General features: G+C 73.3%; 23 protein-coding genes. 8 read left to right on the plus strand and 15 right to left on the minus strand.

Annotated features, from left to right (window positions below; translation table 11 throughout):
- Positions 1–37: 37 nt before the first annotated feature.
- From OHA30_RS05510 to OHA30_RS05525, 4 genes are all read left to right on the plus strand, one after another.
- On the plus strand, positions 38–451 hold the full coding sequence (locus tag OHA30_RS05510; RefSeq protein WP_328912665.1) for a hypothetical protein: 414 nt from the start codon (positions 38–40) through the stop codon (positions 449–451).
- A gap of 26 nt (positions 452–477) precedes the next feature.
- On the plus strand, positions 478–1,299 hold the full coding sequence (locus tag OHA30_RS05515; RefSeq protein WP_328912666.1) for an ATP-binding protein: 822 nt from the start codon (positions 478–480) through the stop codon (positions 1,297–1,299).
- Positions 1,296–1,565, plus strand: coding sequence for a hypothetical protein (locus OHA30_RS05520; RefSeq protein ID WP_328912667.1), 270 nt, complete (start codon positions 1,296–1,298; stop codon positions 1,563–1,565). Before OHA30_RS05515 ends, OHA30_RS05520 begins: the two co-directional genes overlap by 4 nt.
- Before the next feature lie 91 nt (positions 1,566–1,656).
- Positions 1,657–2,328: a hypothetical protein gene (locus OHA30_RS05525; protein WP_328912668.1), complete on the plus strand. Its 672-nt coding sequence runs from the start codon at positions 1,657–1,659 to the stop codon at positions 2,326–2,328.
- Positions 2,329–2,362: 34 nt separating this feature from the next.
- Here OHA30_RS05525 and OHA30_RS05530 read toward each other — a convergent pair whose 3' ends face one another.
- Together OHA30_RS05530 and ggt are read right to left on the minus strand one after the other, a co-directional pair.
- Positions 2,363–3,457, minus strand: a complete 1,095-nt coding sequence (locus tag OHA30_RS05530; protein WP_328912669.1) for a transcriptional regulator — start codon at positions 3,455–3,457, stop codon at positions 2,363–2,365.
- 142 nt (positions 3,458–3,599) lie between these two features.
- Positions 3,600–5,468, minus strand: coding sequence for a gamma-glutamyltransferase (gene ggt, locus OHA30_RS05535; protein ID WP_328912670.1), 1,869 nt, complete (start codon positions 5,466–5,468; stop codon positions 3,600–3,602).
- Between the two features lie 249 nt (positions 5,469–5,717).
- Between ggt and OHA30_RS05540 the strand changes: the two genes are divergently transcribed.
- Positions 5,718–6,473, plus strand: coding sequence for a hypothetical protein (locus OHA30_RS05540; protein ID WP_328912671.1), 756 nt, complete (start codon positions 5,718–5,720; stop codon positions 6,471–6,473).
- Here the strand turns inward: OHA30_RS05540 and OHA30_RS05545 are convergent.
- Both OHA30_RS05545 and OHA30_RS05550 read right to left on the minus strand, forming a co-directional pair.
- Positions 6,442–7,194, minus strand: a complete 753-nt coding sequence (locus OHA30_RS05545) for a ZIP family metal transporter (protein ID WP_328912672.1) — start codon at positions 7,192–7,194, stop codon at positions 6,442–6,444. The two genes, OHA30_RS05540 and OHA30_RS05545, sit on opposite strands and share 32 nt — an antisense overlap.
- A gap of 79 nt (positions 7,195–7,273) precedes the next feature.
- Positions 7,274–8,194 (minus strand): SGNH/GDSL hydrolase family protein, encoded by a 921-nt coding sequence (locus OHA30_RS05550; protein WP_328912673.1) that lies wholly within the window; start codon positions 8,192–8,194, stop codon positions 7,274–7,276.
- Positions 8,195–8,523: 329 nt separating this feature from the next.
- Between OHA30_RS05550 and OHA30_RS05555 the strand changes: the two genes are divergently transcribed.
- Positions 8,524–8,925 carry a DUF6479 family protein gene (locus tag OHA30_RS05555; protein WP_328912674.1) on the plus strand — a complete coding sequence of 134 codons (402 nt, stop codon included), beginning with the start codon at positions 8,524–8,526 and terminating at the stop codon, positions 8,923–8,925.
- Between the two features lie 137 nt (positions 8,926–9,062).
- On the opposite strand, the gene ligD (OHA30_RS05560) is transcribed toward OHA30_RS05555, so the two are convergent.
- The 11 genes from ligD (OHA30_RS05560) to OHA30_RS05610 all read right to left on the minus strand — a co-directional run bounded on the left by ligD (OHA30_RS05560) (position 9,063) and on the right by OHA30_RS05610 (position 19,633).
- Positions 9,063–9,407 (minus strand): non-homologous end-joining DNA ligase LigD, encoded by a 345-nt coding sequence (gene ligD, locus OHA30_RS05560; protein ID WP_328912675.1) that lies wholly within the window; start codon positions 9,405–9,407, stop codon positions 9,063–9,065.
- A 251-nt stretch (positions 9,408–9,658) separates the two neighbouring features.
- A complete protein-coding gene (ligD, locus tag OHA30_RS05565) occupies positions 9,659–10,021 on the minus strand; it encodes a non-homologous end-joining DNA ligase LigD (RefSeq protein WP_328912676.1) in 363 nt (120 codons plus the stop codon).
- A gap of 41 nt (positions 10,022–10,062) precedes the next feature.
- Positions 10,063–11,925, minus strand: coding sequence for a transketolase (locus OHA30_RS05570; protein ID WP_328912677.1), 1,863 nt, complete (start codon positions 11,923–11,925; stop codon positions 10,063–10,065).
- Positions 11,926–12,523: 598 nt separating this feature from the next.
- Positions 12,524–13,252: an amino acid ABC transporter ATP-binding protein gene (locus OHA30_RS05575; protein WP_328917740.1), complete on the minus strand. Its 729-nt coding sequence runs from the start codon at positions 13,250–13,252 to the stop codon at positions 12,524–12,526.
- A 70-nt stretch (positions 13,253–13,322) separates the two neighbouring features.
- Positions 13,323–13,574, minus strand: a complete 252-nt coding sequence (locus OHA30_RS05580) for a TfoX/Sxy family DNA transformation protein (protein WP_328912678.1) — start codon at positions 13,572–13,574, stop codon at positions 13,323–13,325.
- Positions 13,575–13,764: 190 nt separating this feature from the next.
- Positions 13,765–14,544 carry an exodeoxyribonuclease III gene (locus OHA30_RS05585; protein ID WP_328912679.1) on the minus strand — a complete coding sequence of 260 codons (780 nt, stop codon included), beginning with the start codon at positions 14,542–14,544 and terminating at the stop codon, positions 13,765–13,767.
- A gap of 42 nt (positions 14,545–14,586) precedes the next feature.
- On the minus strand, positions 14,587–15,219 hold the full coding sequence (locus tag OHA30_RS05590) for an MBL fold metallo-hydrolase (RefSeq protein ID WP_328912680.1): 633 nt from the start codon (positions 15,217–15,219) through the stop codon (positions 14,587–14,589).
- 37 nt (positions 15,220–15,256) lie between these two features.
- On the minus strand, positions 15,257–16,480 hold the full coding sequence (gene pcaDC, locus OHA30_RS05595; RefSeq protein WP_328917741.1) for a bifunctional 3-oxoadipate enol-lactonase/4-carboxymuconolactone decarboxylase PcaDC: 1,224 nt from the start codon (positions 16,478–16,480) through the stop codon (positions 15,257–15,259).
- Between the two features lie 242 nt (positions 16,481–16,722).
- Complete coding sequence (locus tag OHA30_RS05600) at positions 16,723–17,346, minus strand: hypothetical protein (RefSeq protein ID WP_328912681.1); 624 nt, start codon at positions 17,344–17,346, stop codon at positions 16,723–16,725.
- Entirely contained in the window at positions 17,343–18,491 is a 1,149-nt protein-coding gene (locus OHA30_RS05605; protein ID WP_328912682.1) for an ROK family glucokinase, read from the minus strand. The genes OHA30_RS05600 and OHA30_RS05605 overlap by 4 nt, the downstream gene beginning before the upstream one ends.
- A 362-nt stretch (positions 18,492–18,853) precedes the next feature.
- The gene (locus OHA30_RS05610) at positions 18,854–19,633 is read right to left on the minus strand and encodes a GntR family transcriptional regulator (RefSeq protein ID WP_405786151.1); all 780 of its coding nucleotides are present in this window, start codon (positions 19,631–19,633) and stop codon (positions 18,854–18,856) included.
- Between the two features lie 105 nt (positions 19,634–19,738).
- Between OHA30_RS05610 and OHA30_RS05615 the strand changes: the two genes are divergently transcribed.
- Positions 19,739–20,866, plus strand: coding sequence for a Gfo/Idh/MocA family protein (locus OHA30_RS05615; protein WP_328912683.1), 1,128 nt, complete (start codon positions 19,739–19,741; stop codon positions 20,864–20,866).
- Positions 20,863–21,711, plus strand: a complete 849-nt coding sequence (locus OHA30_RS05620; protein WP_328912684.1) for a TIM barrel protein — start codon at positions 20,863–20,865, stop codon at positions 21,709–21,711. Before OHA30_RS05615 ends, OHA30_RS05620 begins: the two co-directional genes overlap by 4 nt.
- Positions 21,712–21,764: the final 53 nt, after the last annotated feature.

Here is a 21,764-nt window from a genome sequence, read left to right on the forward strand (position 1 = left end):
CTTCGCCATGCAATCGCGCACCTTCGGAGACGTACACGTGAGCTGCCCCGCGGCGGCGCCGAGCGCCAACGCGGCGTCCCTTCGCGAGCCGCCGGCAAGCCCTCGGCCCGAGTTACTGCACGCAGGCACCGACAAGAAGCCGCCCATCTACGGGTACATGCGGGCGTACGACAGCACGCCGGAGTCCCAACTGCTGCGGGACGAGCTGGTGCTGTTCCAGTGGGCGCAGGCCGGGGGCTACGACCTGACGCTCATTTACAAGGAGGTCGACGAGGGCAGCGTTGCCGAGTTGACCGAGCTGGTGGAGGAGTTGCGGCGCACGGGTGACCGTGCCGTGGTCGTGCCGTCCATGGAGCACTTCGGTTCGGGCCGGGTGCTCCAGGACCACCTGTGGGCGTATGTCGTGCACTGCGCGGACGCTGAGATTTACCAGGCGGTGGGGGTCCGGTGACGGCGGCGGGCATCCGTATCGCCTCGGTGCGGCTGGTGGCGGTGGTAACGGCGGTGGGCCTGTCGCGGGCGTTCGTGCGGCAGACGCTGGCCGGCTGGCAGCTTCCGGATCTGGTCGACAGCGCGGAGCTGATTGTCAGTGAGCTGGTGACCAACGCGGTCGAGGCGACGGGGATCACCGATCCGTCCCCGACGTGGGAGATGGTCGAGGCGCATCATGTCGTCGGGGTGCGGCTGCGGGTGGTGCACCGGCGCCTGTACGTGGAGGTCTGGGACCGGGCCAACGGTTCACCGGTCGTGTCACCGCAGTCCCCGGACGCGGAAGGGGGCCGGGGCCTGTTCCTGGTGAACTCCCTCAGCAGACGATGGGCCACCTACCGGCCCGCTCAAGGCGGCAAGGTCGTCTGGTCCGAGCTTGCGCTCCCCGGCCCGGTGAACCCTCCCCCTCTCGCGAAAGAGCTGCCGCAGCATGATCCCGGCAGTCACGGCCCCGGGGCCGGCGGCACGGTGGAGCGGGTCGGCCAAGCGTTCATGGAACCCGTGGTGGACGAACTGCGCTCGGCGTCACGTACCGGGGAGCGGGGTGGTCGCCGTATGACCGTCGGAACCCGCAGGCGTCCCCGGGTGCTTCATCAGGAACCGGCGGCGGTGACCTGGGCACGCGAGAAGGCCGGTCTGACCAAGCGGGCTCTCGCCCTGCAAGTGGGGATTTCCGCGGTGTTGATGGGGGAGATCGAGTCCGGCTGGCGTAACGCCACCCCCGCCAACCTCGCGAAGATCGCGGAAGCGCTCAACTGCCCCATCGTCGTCCTGGAACGCAAACACGTACATGCCAGGAGAACGGCATGACGGCCGGGACGGTGACGTACGGCGGGCGGTTGCGGGACCTGGAGGCGGAAGCGTTCCGCACCGGCCGCACCCTCGCCGGGCACAGCGAACAACTGGCCGCCATACGCGCGCAGCAGCACACCGCGCCCGGGAACGCCATCGGAGAGCCGCAGGAGCGCACGATCGCCGCGCGGCTCGACACGATCGAGCAGCGACTCAGCACGATCACCGACGCCCTGACCGCCCTCGCCCGCGCACACGGCATCGACCCGGAAACCACCGGCTGATCACGTATCGCCGGGACCTTCTCCGGATGACCACTCTCCCTTGCCCACCTCACTCACGGCCCACCGACCCGAAAACGGAGACACGAACCGTATGACCACCCACATCCCCGACCACCCGGCCCCGCACAAGCCCACCCTCGGGGTCCCCTACATCGCCACCTGGAGCGCCGAGCAGGTCCTCAAGCCCACCGTCGTCTTCGACCCCCGGCACGGCCGTATCGCCTACGCCGACGAGGTACCCGCCGACCGCGACAGCCACGGCGCCCTGTGGAACCGCATCACGCTCAGGCCCGGCCAGGGAACGCCTCAGCTGGGCAAGGTCCACTCCCTGCGGCAGCGCCGCGCCATGCGACGCCTGCTGTGCCAGGTCTGCGCCGGCCCCGCCGACCTCAACGAACACGGCATGCTCTGGCTCCTGGGCGACTACTCCCAGGACTGGCCCAACTGGCCCGACGGCATGGCCACCCCCCACCCGCCCGTCTGCCTCCCGTGCGCGTGGAAGTCCACCCGCGCCTGCCCCCACCTCACCACCGGCTTCGCCGCCGTACGCGTGAAGCAGTACCCCGTCGTCGGCGTCTACGGCGGCATCCACGACCCCCGCAACCCCGACCAGGGACCCGTCATCGACGAAGTCGTCGGCTACCACCACCCCAACATCCGCTACACCATCGCCCACCAACTCGTCCGCCAACTCCTCGACTGCCAACCCGTCGACCTCAACACCGAACTTGCCAACGCCCGAGGCCACATCACCGCAACCTGAACCCGAGCCCCCTCCCCGCACGCAGCCGACGCGGTCAGCGGTGGTCGCTGTTCAGGCGGTCGAGGACGGCGCTGACGGGGGCGGCAGTGCGGTGGGGTGTGAGTTCGGTGGAAAGGTTGCTGAGCAGAGTGGTGCAGCGGCCGGATTCGACCATGATGGCGATGTCCATGGCGGTGGTGGCGGTGTCGGCTGCGGCGTCGAGGTTGTGACGGCGGGCCTGCGCGGTGGCGATCCACACGAGGTAGAGCACCCGGTCGCGCATTGCGCCAGGTTCGAGGGCTGCCAGACCGTCGGTCAGCAGGTTCTCGGCGGTGGCCGGGTCACCGAGGTCGAGGAAGGCTCTGCCGGTCTCGGCCATGCGGCTGGGGCGGCACATCCAGTACGACCAGGCCGGGTTGTCGTCGCCTGTGCGGGCGTGCTCGTATTCGGTCTCGGCGCGGGCCAGAAGGCGGGCCGCCTGCTTGGCGTCTCCGGTGGCGGCTGCGGCGCGGACCCGCCAGGTGTCGATCATTGCCGCGACGAGCGGGGTGGTGCGAGTTCCGGCGATGTCCCGGGCGCTGGTGAGTAAATCGGAGCCGGTGGTCGGCTGGTCGTCGTAGACGCAGGCCAGGGCGAGGTTGGCGAGGAGGTAGGCGCTGTGCGCGGGGTCGGCGGCCTCGACGGAGGCGCGCAGGGCGGTGTGCCAGGCGCGTTGGGCGCCGGGGGTGTTGCCGGCGTCGAATTCCGCCCAACCGAGAAAACGGGCGTACTCGGCGGCGAGGAAGTGGAGGTCGGTGGTGAGCTGTCCGCTGTGGCGGGCGTGCCGCAGGAGCTTGGTGACCATCTTCAGGTCGGTGCGGGCGCTGGTGGTGCAGGCGGTGCCGCCGAGGGAATCGTCCAGATGCCACAGCGCGGTGAGCCGGGCGTGGATCGCGGTGGAGACTTCGACGCCGACGTAGCCGCCCGCGAGGCCGCGGGCGATGGATTCCTGGACGTGCTCGGTCCACTTGGTGGTGAGTGCTTCGAGGACGGACGGCGGCAGGAGGGGGATGTCCGAGCTGTCGGCGCGGGAGGGGTCGGCGGCCAGGGCGTCGAGGGCGGACAGCGTGACCTCCGGGGTGAACGGGGCCAGGACGTCGGGTCCGGGCATTGAATTCGGCGGTGTGGGAGTTCAGGTGCTGGCGGAAATGGACAGAGGATCAGCGCCCGGGAGACAGACAGAGTCCAGCGGCCGTAGGGCCGGGCGGCGCGGCGGGGTGTGTCGCCGGGCCGCCCGGCCCGCGAAGGGTGGGTCAGTGGGACGGGGTGATGACCGCGGCCGAGCCGCCGCCGCGGCGGACCGGCTCGGCGGCCGCCTGCCAGCGGCCGTCCGGCAGGCGTTGGACGCCCGTCGCCGCCCCGATCTCCGGGTTCTGCGTGAAGTGGTGGCCGATCGCCTCCAGTTGAGCCTTGAGCGGGCTGTCCCACAGCGCCGGTTCCAGCTCCGTCGCCGCCGCGTTCCGCTGACTCGCCCGCGGCGCCGCGATCGCGTCGACCAGCGGCAGCCCCCGGTCCACGTGCTCGGTCAGCACCTGGAGGACCGTCGTGATGATCGTCGCGCCGCCCGGCGAACCGATCGCGAAGTCCGGCTGCCCGTTCCTGAGCACGATCGTCGGCGAGATCGAGGAGCGCGGCCGCTTGCCGGGGCCGGGCAGGTTCGGGTCGGGCACGGCCGGGCTCGCGGGCACGAACGAGAAGTCCGTCAGCTCGTTGTTGAGCAGGAAGCCCCGCCCGGGTACCGCGATCGCGCTGCCGCCGGTCTGCTCGATGGTGAGGGTGTACGCGACGACGTTCCCCCACTTGTCGGCGACGGTGAGATGCGTGGTGTTCTCGCCCTCGTACGTGGTCGGCGCCGCCTTGCCCGTCGCGCCGCAGGCCGCCGGGTGCGCGGGGTCGCCGGGCGCGAGCGGGCTGGTGAGCACCGCGTCGGGCCGGATCAGGCAGGCCCGCGAGGCCGCGAACCCCTTGGACGTCAGCCCGGCGGTCGGCACCTGCTCGAACGCCGGGTCGCCCACCCACCGCCCCCGGTCGGCGAAGGCGATCCTGCTGGCCTCGATGTAGTGGTGCAGATACTGCGTCTCGCTCGCGTGGGCGAGGTCGGTGTGCTCCAGGATGTTCAGCGCCTCGGCCACCGTGGTCCCGCCGGAGGACGAGGGCGCGGGCCCGTACACGTCGAGTCCGCGGTACGTCGTGTGGGTGGGCGCCTGCTTCTTCGCCCGGTACGCCGCCAGGTCCGCGGTCGTCAGGTCACCGCTGCGCACGACCCGGGTCGCGGCCGGGTCGACGGGCGGCTTGCGCACCGTACGGACGATGTCGGCGCCGATGTCTCCGTGGTAGACCGCGCCGACCCCCTTGCTGCCCAGCTCCTGGTAGGTCCGCAGAAGTTGGGGGTTGCGCAGGGTCGAGCCGACGGCGGGCGGCTGTCCGCCGGGCAGGAAGAGCTGCGCGGTGGCCGGGAAGTCCTTGAAACGGTCCTGGTTCGCCTGCGTCTGCGCGTTGAAGGTCGCGTCCACGGTGAAGCCGTCGCGGGCGAGCTTCTCGGCCGGTTGCAGCACCTGCCGCAGTGGTCGGCTGCCCCAGGAGTCGAGGGCGGTCTGCCAGGTCGCGGCGGTGCCGGGCACCCCGATGCTGCGGCCGCTGGTGACCGCGTCGGCGAAGGCGAGCGGCTGGCCGTTCTCGACGAAGAGCTGGTCGGTGGCGCTGCGCGGGGCGGTCTCGCGGCCGTCGATGGTGAAGACCTGGTGCTGCCGGGCGCTGTAGTAGACGAAGTAGCCGCCTCCGCCGATGCCGGAGGAGTACGGCTCGGTGACGCCGAGGGCCGCGGCGGTGGCCACGGCGGCGTCGACGGCGTTGCCGCCGCGCCGTAAGACCTCGATCCCGGCGGCGGTGGCGTCGGCGTCCACGCTGGCGACGGCTCCCCCGTACCCGACGGCCAGCGGGCTCTTCGCCGTGGCGGGGGCGCCGCCGTGGCCGGCGGGAGCGGGCGCGGCCGCGGCGAGAGTGCCGATCGTCGCGGCGGCGGCGAGTACGGCGACCGTACGCGGGGCGCGGCCGAGGACCGGCCGGAGCCCGCCCTGTCTACGGGTACCGGTGCGCGTGCGGACCGTGCGGGTGATCTTCATACGGGATGAGGGTCCTTTCCGTGCGGGTGGTGGTGTCCCTGCGGTTGTTGGTGCCCATGCGAAGCCTGCACCACAGGCTCCCCCGCCGGGCCCAGTTCACGCACCTGTCATGTCCGCCCCCACCGAACGGACCCCACCGAACGGACCTCACGACGGACCCCCGCCGAGCGGACACCGCTCGGACCGGCCCCACTTGAGGCCGCCGCACCCCCTGACCCCGGGGCTCGAACACCGCTACGATGCCCCGCCATGAGCGACGACGCCCGCTTCCTCGTCCTGGTCGTGGCGGTCCTGACCCTCGGCATCCTGCTCGGCTGGCTGGCCAGTGGTCTTCTGCTGCGCCGCAGACTCCGCCGCAGGCGGCGGTTCTTCGGGCTGCCCAAGGAGTCGGAGTGCCTGCTGGTGGTGCCGCGCGACCCCGGGTCGCGCGGCTGGAGCCTGGCCAGGCACGACGCCTTCGCGCTGCTGGAACTGGCCGCGGTCATCAAGGAGTGCGGCGCCCACGCGGAGGTGCTGGCGCACGACACGGCGTGGCAGGGCTTCGGTGCCCGTACCGAATTCTGCATCGGCGGTCCGGTGGCCAATCACCGGCTCGCCGCCCATCTGCGCTCGATGCTGCCGGGCGTCGAGATCGACACCGATTCCGCGCCCGGCCCCGACCAGGGCGCGATCAGCGTCGGCGGGGAGACATACCGGATGGAGAAGGGCACGGTGGAGTACGTGCTGCTGGCCCGGCTGGCCGCTGTGGGCGACTCGGGCAACGACCGGCCGGTCTTCCTGTCCTCGGGCCAGCGCGGTATCGCCAACCAGGCCGCGATCCGCTATCTGGCCCGCCACCATGTCCGGCTGGCCCGCAAGCACGGGGTGGACGCCACCTTCTGCCTCCTGCTGAAAGTGGTCAACTCCCAGGCGTACGGCCCCGACGTGGTGGAGCTGGTCGGCGATGTCACCCGGGCGGCGACCGGCGCCCCGGTCAGCCGGCGAGACCGATCACCAGCCACATGACACCCGCGCCGCCGACCGTGCACATCAGCGTGCTGCTCGACGGATGCGGGCTGTGCGCCTCCGGCAGGATGTCGGACGTGGCCAGGTAGAGCAGGAATCCGGCGAAGAAACCGAGGTAGAGCCCGAGCGCCCCGGGCGGGATGGTGAAGCCGAGCGTGATCGCGGCCCCCGCCACCGGGGCCAGCGCGTCGGCCCCGAGCAGCACCTGCGCCCGGCGCTGCCCGTTCCCGTACAGCCGGGTGATCGTGTACGTGTTGAAGCCGTCGGCGAAGTCGTGCGAGATGACGGCGATGGCCACCACGATGCCGACCGTACTGCCCGCCTGGAACGCGGCGCCGATCGCGAAGCCGTCCATCACACTGTGGCCGACGAGCGCGACGGCGGCGGTGACGCCGATGCCCTTGACCGGGTCGTGCGCGTGGGAGTGGCCGTGGGTGTGGGAGGCGTACTCGCCCTCGTGGGCGCGGTGGATGGCGACCGAGCGTTCGACGATGTGCAGGGCGAGAAAGCCGGTGACGAACATCAGCAGCGCCGCGGGCACCCCGAAGATCTCGCGCGGCTGGGTCTTCAACGCCTCGGGCAGCAGGTCGAATCCGACCACGCCGAGCATCAGCCCGGCGGCGAGGCCCAGCACGAGATGGCGGCGGTCACCGATGCGATGTGCGACGATGCCGCCGACGAGGGTCATCGCGAAGGCGCACGCGGCAATCAGGACCGGCATGACGTCATGATCCATGACGCCGTGTACGCCCGCGAATCAAGGGTGCCCTTACCTGCGGCGCAGGCCCCTTCCGCGCCTGTTACCGGCGGTGACCACCGGTCCGGCGGCCCGCCTCGGCCGCGACGGCCCGGGCCATGGCCTGCTCGCCCTTGGCGTTGGGGTGCGCGGGCGCGGCCGGGGAGGCGGGCACCAGCGGTTCGATCCACCGGTCGGCGGGCGCCCGGCACATGTCGTGGCCGACGGTCGGCCGGTAGGTGTCGACGTAACCGGCGCCCCCGAGCAGGGCCTGGGTCCGCAGCATCGCGTTGAGCTTCTTCTCGGTGTCCCGCAGATAGCGGAAGTCGCCGGCCGCGAAGGGCACCACCGGGGAGGTGCAGGGCACGGCGTCGTCGGGCAGCAGCGCGGGGTAGCCGACCACGAGGACCCGGGCGTGCGGGGCGCGGTGGCGCACGGCCCGCAGCACCTCGGCGATTTTGGGCGCGGCCTTGGCAACGGCGCCGGTGAGCTGATCGGTGCCGCCGGCGCCGTAGTGGTCACGGCAGGGGCTGCCCGCCGGGTCGGTGGCGCCGAGCCCGGCGCAGGTGGCGATGATCGAGCCGAAGCCGATGTCGTTGCCGCCGATCTGCACGGTGACCAGGGTGGTCCGGCGGTCGAGGGCGTCGAGCTGCGGCGGGTTGGTGCCCTGCGGCTGCCACATCTCGGCGGTGGTGGCGCCGGAACAGCTGACGTCGGTGAGGTGGCCGATCCGGTCGGCGGTGGCCAGCAGCGAGGGGTAATTACGGCCGGAACGGGCGCAGTTGGCGTCGACCTGGGTGGGAATGGCGGGGCCCGCGGTGTACGAGTCACCGAGCGCCGCGTAACGGACGGCGGCCGGGCGGTGGGCCTCGGGCGCGTGGTGCCCGGCGCCGCCGTGGTGACCCGGCGGACCGGAGAGGGCCGCGGCCGGGAGGACCGCCGCCGCGGTGAGCGCGAGGGCCCCGCCGAGTGCCGCAGCCCCCATGACTGCGGCCCGTCGGCCCGACGTCGGCTTCGGCGCCCGCCCGGTGGCTCTCCCCGGTCCGGCCCCGCCGTCGTCCCCGCGCGCACCCGTGCCCGTGCCTAAGGCCATCGGGCCCCCTCCCCGGCGTCCCCGTTGTGTTGATGTCGAGAGGACCAAGGCTCGACCGCCCGGAGTTCGGGTGTCAATGGGCGCGGCGTTCCTGTGTACCGCGGTTCGGCTGTCGCCGGGCCCACGAACCGTACGGTTTCCGGCGCCGCGCGCTTTCCGGGCGCCCTTTTCGTGTTCCCCGCCGAATCCCGGGCACGCGCAGTACAGAGGAGGTGCCGAGAATGTCCCTTTACGCGCACCACGCCGTGCAGCTCGCGGTCACCAACGACTTTCTGGTCGGCATCGGTCCGCTGGTCATCGGTCTCTGCATCGTCGGCCTGCTGATCACCGCGGTGTGGTTCGGCCGCCGCCGCAGCCGGCACCAACCGGGCCCGCCGGAGGGCACCCGGCCGCGTTCCGGCGCCTGGCAGACCCGGCAGGAGCACGACGCCGGGGCGCCGCCCGACCACGGGCCCGGCCACCAGGGGAAGACCCCGCGCAGCCACGAGTCGCACGAGCCCCAGCCGGAGGAGGTGCCCAGGGACGGCAGGCGCCGCCTTCCGCACGAGCTGCACAGCTCCGGCGTCCGCGAGGGCCCGTTCCGTACGAAGCCGCGGCGGCACAGCGGGCCGAACACGGACTGACACCTCCCCCCGCGGCCACAGACCGGGAGCGGGCGCCACCTCTCGCAGGTGGCGCCCGCTTCCTTGTTCGGCTTTCCGGGGCGGCCCGGCCCGACGCTTCCGGCGCTGGCGGGCGGGCCGCACCGGGACACGGTGGCTCAGTCCGCCGGCTGGCGCAGCCGGGCCGCGCAGGCCCGTACCGGGCCTGGGCCGGGCTGCCGACCTGCGGCCGGACCCTCGGCCCGGCCGCGTCGGTGTTCGTCCAGCGGCGGGCGGTCAGCCCGGGGCCGTCCAGCGCGTCCCGGGCGACCGGCACAGCCACGGGGGCGCCGGGCCCGTACGGCATACGGCGCGACGGCGGTCCACGCGCAGCCATTGCGCAGGACGTCCAGACAGGGCCGGTCGGCGCGGTCGCCCTTGCGCGGCTCGGTGCTCAGCTCCCGGGGACGGCGGTCGGCGAGCGTGCCGGCGCCCTCGCGGGCGAAGCCCCGTACGTCCTCCACGTCCGCGCGGCGGTCCGGCGGCCGGTCGCCGCGGTCGCTCTTGCCCGGCCCGGTGGTCAGCTCCCGGGGACGGCGGCGCCGAGCACGCGGCGAAGTCCCGTATGTCGTCCACGTCCGCGCGGCGGTCCGGCGGCACGACGAGATGCAGGCCGCGCGAGCCGGTGGTCATGGGCGCCCAGGGCAGCCGCAGCTCGTCCAGTAGCTCACCGACCTGGACCCCTCGGAGGGCGCTCCTGGTGGCCCGCCGGACTTCACGCCGGTCCGGTGGGCCGCCGTACGCCTCGAACACCGGCCGGTCCCGGGACAGCCAGCGGTGAAGCGTGGGGCAGCCCTGGCCAGGCCAGGTGGACGAGCGTGCCGGCGGTGTCGACCGGCACATGCGTGACCGTGCCGTCCTCCTTGGGCAGCTCGGTCCGCCGGATCCACTCCGGACAGTGCGCGGGCACGTTCTTCCGCATGAAACGCCGCCCGTCGATCCCGTCCGGGTGAAGCCCCAGCATCAGCGGCCGGTCCTGCGGATACGGCAGCGCGCAGGCGCGATCTCCCGGGCGTACGCGGCCCGGTCCGCCTTGGTGACGGCCGCGGTGGCCGGGAACAGCACCTTCCCTGCGCATGCCGCCTCCACCCGGTGGCGGCCGGTCGCCGCCGGGGGTGTTCAGGACGCGATGAGTTTGCGGGCCGCGGCCTCGATCGAGGAGGAGCTGATGCCCGCCGCGTCGAGCTGCTGCGCCGGGGTGGCCGAGCCGGGCATGGCGTGGACCGCGAGCCGGGTCAGCCGCGGCATGGGCAGACCGTTGCCGAATGCCTCCAGCACGGCGTCGGCGAGACCGCCCTCGGGGTGGTGGTCCTCGACGGTCACGAACCGCCCGGTCAGCGCGGCGGCCTCGCGCAGGGTCGGGGTGTCGACCGGCTTGAGCGAGTACAGATCGATCACCCGGGCGTGGATGCCGTCGGCGGCGAGCCGATCGGCGGCGGCCAGCGCCTCGTGCACGGTGACACCCGCGCCGATCAGGGTGACCTGGTCGTCGGGGTGCGAGCGCAGCAGCTTGCTGCCGCCGATCGGGAAGGCGTCCTCGGGACCGTAGATCACCGGGGTGTTGCCGCGAGTCGTACGCAGATAGGTGATGCCGGGGCGCTCGGCCATGGCCGTCACCAGCTGGACGGCCTGATTGGCGTCGCACGGGTACAGGACGGTGCTGCCGTGGATCGCCCGCAGCATCGCCAGGTCCTCCAGGGCCATCTGCGAGGGGCCGTCCTCACCGATGGAGACGCCGGCGTGCGAGCCGACCACATTGAGGTCGGAGCGGCTGATCGCGGCCATCCGCAGGAAGTCGTGGGCGCGGGTGAGGAAGGCCGCGAAGGTGGCGGCGTACGGCTTCCAGCCGCACACACCGACCCCGACCGCGGCGGCGATCAGCTGCTGCTCCGCGATGTAGCACTCGATGTAGCGCTCGGGGTGGTCCTTGGCGAAGAGCTGTGCCTTGGTGGAGTCGCCGACCTCGCCGTCGAGGGTGACCACGTCCTCGCGCAGCGTGCCCAGTACGGCCAGTGTCTCGCCGAAGGCGGTACGGGTGGCGACGCTGTCGCCCGGCGCGTAGCGCGGCAGCGGGGCGTGCGGCCGGCCGCCGCGCGGGGAGCGCTCGGCGGCGGGCGGGCGCTGCACCTCGACCCGCAGGTCTCGCAGGCCGCCGAGCTCGCGGATCGCCGCCTGAGCATCGGGCAGCGGCTTGCCGTGCATGCCCTCGCGGTCCTCCACGGCGGCCACGCCCCGGCCCTTGCGGGTCCTGGCGATGATCGCGGTGGGCGCGCCGCGGGTGGTGCGGGCGGTGGTCATCGCGGCGTCCACGGCGTCGATGTCGTGGCCGTCGATCTGCACGGTGTGCCAGCCGAAGGCGCGGATACGGCGGGCGTAGGCGTCCAGGTCCCAGCCGTGGCGGGTGGGGCCGCGCTGGCCGAGGCGGTTGATGTCGAGGATCACGGTGAGGTTGTCCAGCCCCTCGATCCCGGCGTGCTCGAACGCCTCCCACACCGAGCCCTCGGCCAGCTCGCTGTCCCCGCACAGCACCCAGGTGCGGTACGGCAGGTGGTCCAGGCGCTTGCCGGCGAGTGCCACGCCGACGCCGATGGGCAGGCCCTGGCCGAGGGAGCCGGTGGCCACGTCGACCCACGGCAGCTTGGGGGTGGGGTGGCCCTCCAGACGGCTGCCGAGCTTGCGGAAGGTCAGCAGCTCCTCGTCGGTGATCGCGCCGGCCGCTTTGTACGCGGAGTACAGCAGCGGGGAGGCGTGGCCCTTGGAGAAGATGAGGTGGTCGTTGCCGGGGAGGTCGGGGTGGTCGAAGTCGTAGCGCAGATGGCGGGCGAGCAGGACGGCGACGAGGTCCGCGGCGGACATCGAGGAGGTGGGGTGGCCGGAGCCGGCGGCGTCCGCGGCGCGTACGGAGTCCACGCGGAGTTGTTGGCCGAGTTCGGCGAGTTGCGCTCCGCTGAGGGTGGGGGATTGGGTGACGGTGGGGGGCATGGGCGGGGTCTCCCTTCGGGCGGGCAGTCTTCCCCCGTGCGGCTGCCCGGCCCCCGCGAGGACAAACGGGCCGCGGGCCCCGCAGGGGCGCGGGGAACTGCGCGACCAGCCACGACGGCGCTGCCGCGAGCCCGCACGCCCAGCCCCCCACGGTCCGCACCGGACCACCAGCCGGTGAAGGGCTGAGCGCGCAGTTCCTCGCGCCCCTAAACAGGCCGCACACGGCGGGTAAAGACGAAGCAGTCGCCCCGCAGGGGCGCGGGGAACTGCGCGACCAGCCACGACGACGCTGGCCCAGGCCCGCACGCCCAGCCCCTTGCGGTCCGCTCCGGACCACCAGCCGGTGGACGGCTGGTCGCGCAGTTCCTCGCGCCCCTAAACAGGCCGCACACCGGCAGGTGAAGACGAAACGGTCGCCCTACCAGGGGCGCGGGGAACTGCGCGACCAGCCACGACGGCGCTGCCGCGAGCCCGCACGCCCAGCCCCCCACGGTCCGCACCGGACCACCCGCCCGCGGCGGGCTGAGCGCGCAGTTCCTCGCACCCCTGCGGGGGCCACCCGCCCCGGGGAAATCTCGCGACGACCCCCCGTCAGGGGCTAGTGAGGGAGGATTTTCGCGAGGAAGTCGCGGGCGCGGGGGGTGTGGGGGGACGTGAAGAAGTCGGCCGGCGGACGGTCCTCGACGATGCGGCCGTCTGCCATGAAGACGACGCGGTCGGCGGCCGACCGGGCGAAGCCCATCTCGTGGGTGACGACCACCATCGTCATCCCCTCCTCCACCAGCCCCCGCATGACATCCAGCACCTCATTGATCATCTCGGGATCCAGCGCCGACGTCGGCTCGTCGAAAAGCATCGCCTTGGGCTCCATCGCCAGCGCCCGCGCGATCGCGACCCGCTGCTGCTGTCCCCCGGACAGCTGCGGGGGGAACTTCGCGGCGTGCTCCCCCACCCCCACCCGTTCCAGCAGCTCACGCGCGCGGCGCTCGGCCTCGGCCGGCTGCCGCCCCCGTATCCGCACCGGCGCGAGCGTGACGTTCTCCAGCACCGTGCGGTGGGCGAAGAGGTGGAAGCCCTGGAAGACCATCCCCACCTCGGCCCGCAGCCGGGCCAGCTCACGGCCGCCGGCGGGCAGCGGCTCGCCGTCGATGGTGATCGTGCCGGAGTCCACGGTCTCCAGCCGGTTCACGGCCCGGCACAGCGTGGACTTGCCGGAGCCGGACGGCCCGATGACCACCACGACCTCGCCGCGGCCGACGGACAGGTCGATGTCCTTGAGGACGTGCAGCGCCCCGAAGTGCTTGTTGACCCCGCGCAGGACGATCAGCGGCTCGCCGGGCCCGGCGGACGGGCCCCGCACCACCGGGGCTATGGGATCGGCGGCCACGGCGGACCGCTCACCCCAGCACGCGATGGACCAGCGTGTCCCGCTCGGTCTGCGGGATCGCCGTCCACCGCATGCCGCGCAGTGCGCCTTCCAGGGCCAGCAGGGTGTGCGTACAGGCGTCCTCGGGCAGCTCGGGGCGGAGCTTCTCGAAGGCGCGGCCCGAACCCAGGCGGCGCAGTTCGCCCGCGTCACCGACGCCCGCGCGGCGCAGTCGGTCGGCGAGCACCGCCCCGATGTTCGGCAGCTGTTGAAGGGAGTCCACGTCGTGCCTCCGGTGACGAGCTGGTGGGTGAAGGTGAGGTGAGGGTGCGTCAGAACGGATTTCCGTGGCGCCATCATGCACCGCGCGCGGGCGCCTGCCGGGCGTTCCGGCCTGACACGCCCGTGGCCGTCCCCCGCCGTGGTGACAGCGGGTCACCCCGCCGCGCATCCGCCGCACCCGCCGGGCCGGCTCAGACGTCCAGGTCGAGCACGACCGGCGCATGGTCCGAGGCCCCCTTGCCCTTGCGCTCCTCTCGGTCCACGTACGCGTCGCCGACCGCCTTGGCGAAGGGCGCGTTGCCGTACACCAGGTCGATCCGCATCCCGCGGTTCTTCGGGAAGGCGAGCTGGCGGTAGTCCCAGTACGTGTACGGGTGGTCGTACTTCAGCGGGCGCGGCACCACGTCGCTGAGGCCGGTCCCGCGCAGCTCGGTGAGCGCGGCCCGCTCGGCTGGCGTGACATGGGTGCTGCCCTCGAAGACTGAGCGGTCCCAGACGTCCTCGTCGGCGGGCGCGACATTGAAGTCGCCGAGCACCGCGAACGGCCGCGTCCCGCCCGCGTCCCCGGCGACCGCGGCCTTGAGCGACTCCAGCCAGCGCAGCTTGTACGCGAAGTGCGGGTGGTCGACCTCGCGCCCGTTCGGCACGTACACCGACCACAGGCGGACCGGGCCGCAGGTCGCGGCGACCGCGCGGGGCTCCTGGACGCCCTCGTACTCCGGGCCGTCCGGGAGCCCCTGGACCACGTCCTCCAGACCCACCCGGGAGATCAGCGCCACCCCGTTCCACCTGCCGGTGGCGTGCACGGCCGCCTCGTACCCCAGCTCGCGCAGCTCCTCGCGGGGGAACTGCTCGGCGGTGCACTTGGTCTCCTGGACGCACAGGACGTCCGTGCCGCTGCTCTCCAGCCAGGCGAGCAGCCGGGGGAGGCGAACGGTGATCGAGTTGATGTTCCAGGTCGCGATGCGCATGTCTGCCAACCTAGCGGGTGGGTACGACAGTGACCGGCGGGCTCAGACCTCGGCGCCGTCGCCGGGGGCGAACCGCAGGTGGTCGGCGCCGCCCAGATTGCCGATCTGCTGGTCGTAGATGGGCCGGGCGAGGTCGGTGAGCAGGGCGTCGTGGACGTCCACCGCGCGGCGCGGCTTGATCTCGCGGACGTAGTCGATGATCTCGGAGATCTTGCTCCAGGGTGCCTGTACGGGCAGCAGCAGCGTGTCGACCGGGTGGTTCGGATGGGTCAGCGCGTCGCCGGGGTGGAAGACCGAACCGTCGATCAGGAAGCCGACGTTGGTGATCCGCGGGATGTCCGGGTGGATCACGGCGTGCAGCTCGCCGTGCACCTGGACGTCGAAGCCGGCCGAGGTGAAGGCGTCGCCCTGCCCGACGGTGTGCACCCGGCCGGGAAAGGCGGCGGAGAGCCGGTCGGCGACGCTGCGCAGCGTCCACAGCTCGGCGGCGAGGTTGGACTCCAGCCCCGCCCGCAGCCGGTCCTCGTTGAAGTGGTCCAGGTGCTCGTGGGTGACGAGGATGACGTCGGCGCCGACCGCCGCGTCCTCCTCGCTGAAGGTGCCCGGGTCGATGACCAGCGTCCGCCCGTCCTTCTGGAGCGTCACGCAGGCATGCCGTTTCTTCGTCAGCTTCATGGCACCCATCTTGCTACGGCACACCGTGTTCCCGCGGTCACGCCCGGCCGCCGGTCTCCTGCTCGATGACCGTTCTGGCCGTGTCGACGGCGGCCCGGGCGGCGGGCAGGCCGCAGTACACCGCCGTCTGCAGCAGTGCCTCCTCTATCTCGGCGGGGGTCAGCCCGCCGCGCAGCGCCGCCCTGGTGTGGTCGGCCAGTTCGGCGAGCTGTCCGGTGGCGGTCAGCGCGGTGAGGGCGACGAAGCTGCGGGTGCGCCGGTCGAGTCCTGGCCTGGTCCATATCTCGCCCCAGGCGTAGCGGGTGGCGAAGGAGTCGAACTCCGCGCCGAAGGTCTCGGCGCGGGCGACGGCCGCCTCGACCTCCGCGTCGCCGATCAGCTCGCGCCTGATCCGCAGCCCCTCGGCGTAGCGGTCGGGCTGCGGGGGCGCGCCGGCGGGCGCGGGGGCCCGGGGCGTTACAGGCGGCGGCGTGGGCGCGAAGGGGGTGAGGGCGGCCGGGGCGCGCTCGGCCCAGGCGCCCTCGAAGTGCCGGGCCAGCAGGTCGCCGACGGCGCCCGGCTCCTCGACGGGGGCCAGGTGCCCGGTGCCGGGGACGACGGCCAGCCGCGCGTCGGGGATGCCCGCGACCAGCAGCCGGGCGTCGGCGGGCGGGGTCTCGGTGTCGTCGGCGCCCGCGACCACCAGCGTCGGCACGGTGATGCTGCCGAGCACGTCACGGATGTCGAACGCGGCCAGCGCCTCGCAGGCCGCGACGTAGCAGGCGGCGTCGGTGGTCCTGACCATCTGCACGGCCCAGTCCGTGATCGCGGGCTGAGTGGCGAGGAAGGGCGCGGTGAACCAGCGCTCGGGGGTGGTGCCCGCGGTGCGGTCCAGGCCGTTGGCGCGAACCACCACCCCGCGCTGCCGCCAGATGTCGGCGCTGCCGAAGCGGGCGGCGGCCGAGACCAGGGCGAGCGCGGCCACCCGGTCGGGCCGCAGCAGCGCCAGCCGGGCGCCGACGGCCGCGCCGAGCGAGCAGCCCGCGTAGGCGAAGACGTCGACGCTCTCGTCGTCCAGGACGGCGAGCAGCCGTCTGGCCAGGTCGTCGACCGAGGAGGCGGGTTCGGCGGGGGCGCCGCCGTGGCCGGGCAGCTCGTAGCGCAGCACCCGCCAGGTGTCGGTCAGTACGGGCAGCTGGCGGTCCCACATGTGCCAGGTCGCGCCGAGCGCGGGGCCGAGGACCAGTACGGGGGCGGTGTCGGGGCCGTCGAAGCGGTACATCAGCGGGGGCGGCAGCGCCAGGTCGTCCCGCTCGTCGTCGTCCCCCGCGGGGGCGGTTCCCGGTCCGGCGGCGGGCCGGTGGTCGCGCTCGTCCCCGTGGTCGCGCTCGTCCGTGTCGTCGTCCTCTTCGTCGTAGACCGTGTCGTACGGCTTGTACGCGGCGGCGTACCCGCCGCGCTCGTCGGCCGCCTGGTCGGTTACCTCGCTCATCGCCTCACGCTATCGAGTGAAGGGCACGGCGGTCATCCGCCGCTGAACCCGTGCTGGAAGTTGACGGTGGAGACCACGTAGACCCGCGGCCAGTCGGGGTCGGACAGGCTCACCGTGATGTCGTGGTCCGGCTTGTCGCCGGCCTGGTGGAGTGTCGCCCCGCCCCATTGGCGGGGGATGCTGAAGTCCCAGCCGGCCAGCGCGCACTGGGCGGCGCTCATGGCGACCTGCCCGTCGCGCAGTTCGGCGCGGCTGGTGCCGACCTGGGCCAGGAAGGTGTCGAGGCCGCCGGGGGTGGTGGTGAACTCCACGTACAGCTCGCTGGTTTCCCAGGAGTTGGTCTCCATACTGCGCACATGGTGGGCCATGGGCGGGATGGGCACCTGGTAGATCCGGCGCTGGAGCTTGGTGGGGTAGAAGTCGGCGATGCGGTGGCCGGGCGAGGTCTGCGCCTGCGCGGCCTCGTCGTCGCCGTCGCCGCGGCTCTGCTCGGCGGAGATGATCACATAGCCGATCGGGACGAGGACGAGCAGCGGTACGACCGTCCAGCGCACCCAGCGCGGGAGGTCGCGCGCGGGCGGGAGCTGCGCCGTCCCGTCGTCGGCGGCCTCCCCGTCCTGGGCGTGTTCGGGGGCGCGTTCCGGGGTTGTCGTCATGAGCCGTCCGCCTGCCGTCCGTAGACCCGCCCGTAGCGCTCGTAGCGTTCCACCCGGCGCCGGTTGGCGCGGCGGAAGCGGCGGGCGACCAGCCGGGCCAGGTCGGCGGCGCCCACCATGCCCGCCTCCGGGCCGAGTTCGGCCTTGACGATCCGCGCCTCGGGCCGGTAGCCGCGGCCGGTGAGCGTACGGCGGAAGGCGTCCCTTGCCGGTCCGATCAGCAGATCGTCGGCGGCGCTGACCCCGCCGCCGATGACGAAGCACGAAGGGTCGAGCGCGGCGGCCAGGTTGGCGATGCCGACGCCGAGCCACTGGCCGATGTCCTGGAAGAGCTCGATGCACATCGCGTCGCCCTGCCGGGCCAGTTCGGTGATGAGCGGCCCGGTGATGTCCCGGACGCTGCCGCCGACCCGGTCGATGATCCCGTACGCCACCGGGGAGTCGGCGGCGGCCAGTTCGCGGGCCTCCCTGACCAGGGCGTTGCCCGAGCTGTACTGCTCCCAGCAGCCGCGGTTGCCGCACGGGCAGCGGTGGCCGCCCGGCACCACCTGCATGTGACCGAACTCGCCCGCGACGCCGTAGCGTCCGCGCTTGACCCGGCCGTCCTCCAGGATCGCGCCGCCGATGCCGGTGCCGAGGGTGATCATCACCAGGTCGTCCTCGCCGCGCGCGGCGCCGAACCGCCACTCGGCCCAGGCCGCGGCGTTGGCGTCGTTGTCGATCACGACCGGGACCAGCAGGCGGTCGGCGAGCTTGTCGCGCAGCGGTTCGTCACGCCACGACAGATGAGGGGCGAACAGGATGCGGGAGCGGTCGCTGTCCACCCACCCGGCGGCGCCGATGCCCACGGCGTGCACGTCGTGCCGCTCGGACAGGTCGAGGACCAGGTCCACGATGGTGTCCTCGACCACCTTGGGGCTCTTGGACCGGTCCGGGGTCTCGGCGCGCAACTGCTCCAGGATCTTCCCGTCCGGGTCCACGACCCCGGCCATCACCTTGGTGCCGCCGATGTCGATGCCGACGGTGGGGACGCGGGGTGCGGTCAGATGCGAGCGCCGCTCGCGCAGGTCGCGCCGGCCCACGTTCTGCCACACCGTGGCCCGGGCGGCACTGCCGCGGTAAACACGTTCACGATTGGCACTCAAGCGGGGGTCTCCGGGTCGGTGGCCGGTGGATCGGTGGCGGGCGGCCGGCCGACGGGCGGTCTCTGCCCGGTCGGCGGCGGATCTGCGGGTGGGCGGGTCCTGGTTGTCGTGCTCCGGCTCGGTCGGTGGATCGGCCCGGTCCGTGGCCGGGCGGGTCCAGCGTAATGTCCTTCCCTGGGTGGTCGGCCTGCACCGTGCCGCGCGCGAGGGGGACGAATCGGTCACTCAGCAGGTGGGCGTGGTGCGGATGGTGTGTGAGGAGCGCCACGCCGAGAGCGTTGTCACGCGCGGCAAGTGGGTGTTCGGGCGGCCGAAGTCGGCCGTGTGTTCGAGCAGATGCGGGCCCCGGAACCGCCGGGTCCTCAAGCCCGGGACAGCAGACGGAATTCGAAGGCATACCGCGAGGCCCGGTACAGATGACTGCCGAACTCGACCGGCCGGCCCCGGTCGTCGTACGCCGTGCGCCGCATGGTCAGCAGCGCCGCGCCCACGGGTTCCGCGAGCAGCCGGCTCTCCTCGCCGGTCGCCGCGCGGGCGCCCACGCTCTGCCGGGCGCTGTGGAAGGTGACGCCGCAGTGCCGCATCAGCGCGTAGAGGCCGGTGGACTCCAGTTCCCCGTCGAGCGGTTCGAGCAGATCGCACGGCAGGTAGTTGCACAGATACGCCATCGGCTCGCCGCGGGTCAGCCGCAGCCGGCGCATCTCGACCACCGGACAGGACTCGGGCAGGTCGAGCGCGGCGGCCACCTCGGCGGAGGCGGGCACCCGGGTGTGGTGCAGCACCCGGGTGGTGGGCTGAAGACCGGCCGCGAGCAGATCGTCGTACAGACTGCTCAACACCAGGGGGTGGGCGCCGCTGCCGCGTACCACCTGGGTGCCGATGCCCCGGCGGCGGACCAGCAGGCCCTTGTCGACCAGTGACTGAATGGCCTGGCGGACGGTGGGGCGGGACAGGCCGAGGCGGGCGGCCAGCTCGATCTCGTTGCCGAGCAGGCTGCCTGGGCTGAGCGCACCCTCCTCGATCGCCGTTTCGAGCTGCCGGGCGAGCTGGAAGTAGAGCGGTACCGGGCTCGCGCGGTCCACGGCGAGCCGCAGGTGCTGGGGCTCGCGCTTGGGCACCTGCGGAGCGTATCGGCAGGGCATCATGACGGGAAGTCCTGTTGTCCGGACAATGCGTTGACAGGGGCCGGGCGGCGCGGGAGGTTGGGAGCGCCTGACGTCTCCTCTTCGGAAGGAGCAGGAGTGGGTATGCGGATCGGGCTTCTCGGCGCCGGGCGGATCGGGGCCTTCCACGCCGCGACACTCGCGGCGCACCCCGGCGTGGGCGAGCTGGTGATCGCCGACGCGGATCTGCCGCGGGCCCGGCAGGTCGCGGACGCGTACGGCGGCGGCTGGACGGGCTTCGGCACGGCGGCCGCACGCCAGGCGTCGGTACGCGCGGTCTCGGTGGACGCGCTCTTCGACAGCCGTCCGGACGCGGTGGTGATCGCCTCGGCGACGGAGGCGCATCCCCGGCTGATCACCTGGGCCGCCGGGGCGGGCATCCCCGCGTTCTGCGAGAAGCCCGTCGCGCGGGACCTCGCGGGCACGGTGGCGGCGCTGCGCGCGGTCGAGGAGGCCGGGGCGGTGCTCCAGATCGGCTTCCAGCGACGCTTCGACCCGGGCTACCGGGCCGCGCGCGAGGCGGTGAAGGCCGGGAGAATGGGCAGGCTGCACACCGTGCGTACGGTCAGCTCGGATGCCGCGCCGCCGCCGGCGGCGTACATACCGCTGTCCGGCGGGCTGTACCGGGACTGTCTGATCCACGACTTCGACATCCTGCGCTGGGTCACCGGCCGCGAGGTCACCGAGGTGTACGCGGCGGGCGCGAACGTGGGCGAGGACTTCTTCCGGGCGGCGGGCGACGCCGACACCGCGGCCGCGCTGCTCACCCTGGAGGGCGGTGTCCTGGTCACCGCGACCGCGACGCGCTACCACGCGGCCGGGTACGACGTACGGATGGAGCTGGCCGGGACCGACGACCAGTTCTCGGTGGGATCGGGACCGCGCACCCCGCTGACCTCGGTGGAGCCGGACGCGCCGCCGCTCGGCTCGGTGGCCGTACCGCCCTTGCGCTGGCCGGGCTTCCTCGAACGCTTCGCCTCCGCCTACCGGGCCGAACTCGATGTCTTCCTGCGCGTCGCGCGCGGCGAGCGGCCCAACCCCTGCGAGGGTCGGGAGGCGCTGCGGGCGCTGCTGGTGGCCGAGGCGTGCGAGCTGTCGCGGCGCGAGCGGCGCCCGGTGACGATGGCCGAGGCCGAAGCGGTGGCGCGGACGTACGAGGGCGGCCTGAACGGTCCCAGCGCGGTGAACGGGGTGAACGGGGTGGTGGCGTGAGGCAGCGGCGGATCGCGGCGGCGCCGATCTCCTGGGGTGTGTGCGAAGTGCCCGGCTGGGGGCACCAGTTGAGCCCGGAACGGGTACTGGACGAGCTGACCGGGCTGGGCATCACGGCGAGCGAGTTCGGGCCCGACGGCTTCCTGCCGGGCCCGCTGCTCGCCGCCCGCGGGGTGACGGCCGTCGGCGGCTTCGTCCCGGCGGTGCTGCACGAGCCGGGGCACGACCCGCTGCCGGACGTACGGGCGGCGCTCGACCGCTTCACCGCGGCGGGCGCCCGTACGCTCGTGCTGGCCGCGGCGACCGGGCGGGACGGCTACGACGGCCGGCCCGAGGTCTCCGCCGAGGGCTGGCGGACGCTGCTCGCGCGCCTGGACGCCGTCGCGGCGCTGGCGGACTCCCTCGGGGTGACGGCGGCGCTGCATCCGCACATCGGGACGGTCGTCGAGGGCCCGGACGAGGTCGACCGCGTGCTGGACGGCAGCGCGATCGGGCTCTGCCTCGACACCGGCCATCTGCTGATCGGCGGTACGGACCCGGTGGCGCTGGCCCGCGCCGCCGCGTCCCGGGTGGCCCATGTCCACCTCAAGGACGTCGACGGCGCGGCCGCCGAGGCCGTCCGGGCCGGGCACACGACGTACACGGCCGCGGTCGGGGACGGCCTCTACCGGCCGCTCGGCAACGGTGACCTCGCCCTGGCGGAGCTGGTCGCGTCGCTGGAGTCGGTGGGGTACGACGGCTGGTACGTCATGGAGCAGGACACGATCCTGACCGCCGAGCCCCCGCCGGACCTCGGCCCGGTCACCGACGTCCGCACGTCCCTGACCTGGCTGGCGTCCCAATGACCGCGCCCGATGTCCCCGAGCCCGCGCCGGGCGAACCCGACAAGCCCGCGCGG

It is taken from the genome of Streptomyces sp. NBC_00223 (assembly GCF_036199905.1).
In the GTDB taxonomy this organism is placed as follows: Bacteria; Actinomycetota; Actinomycetes; order Streptomycetales; family Streptomycetaceae; genus Actinacidiphila.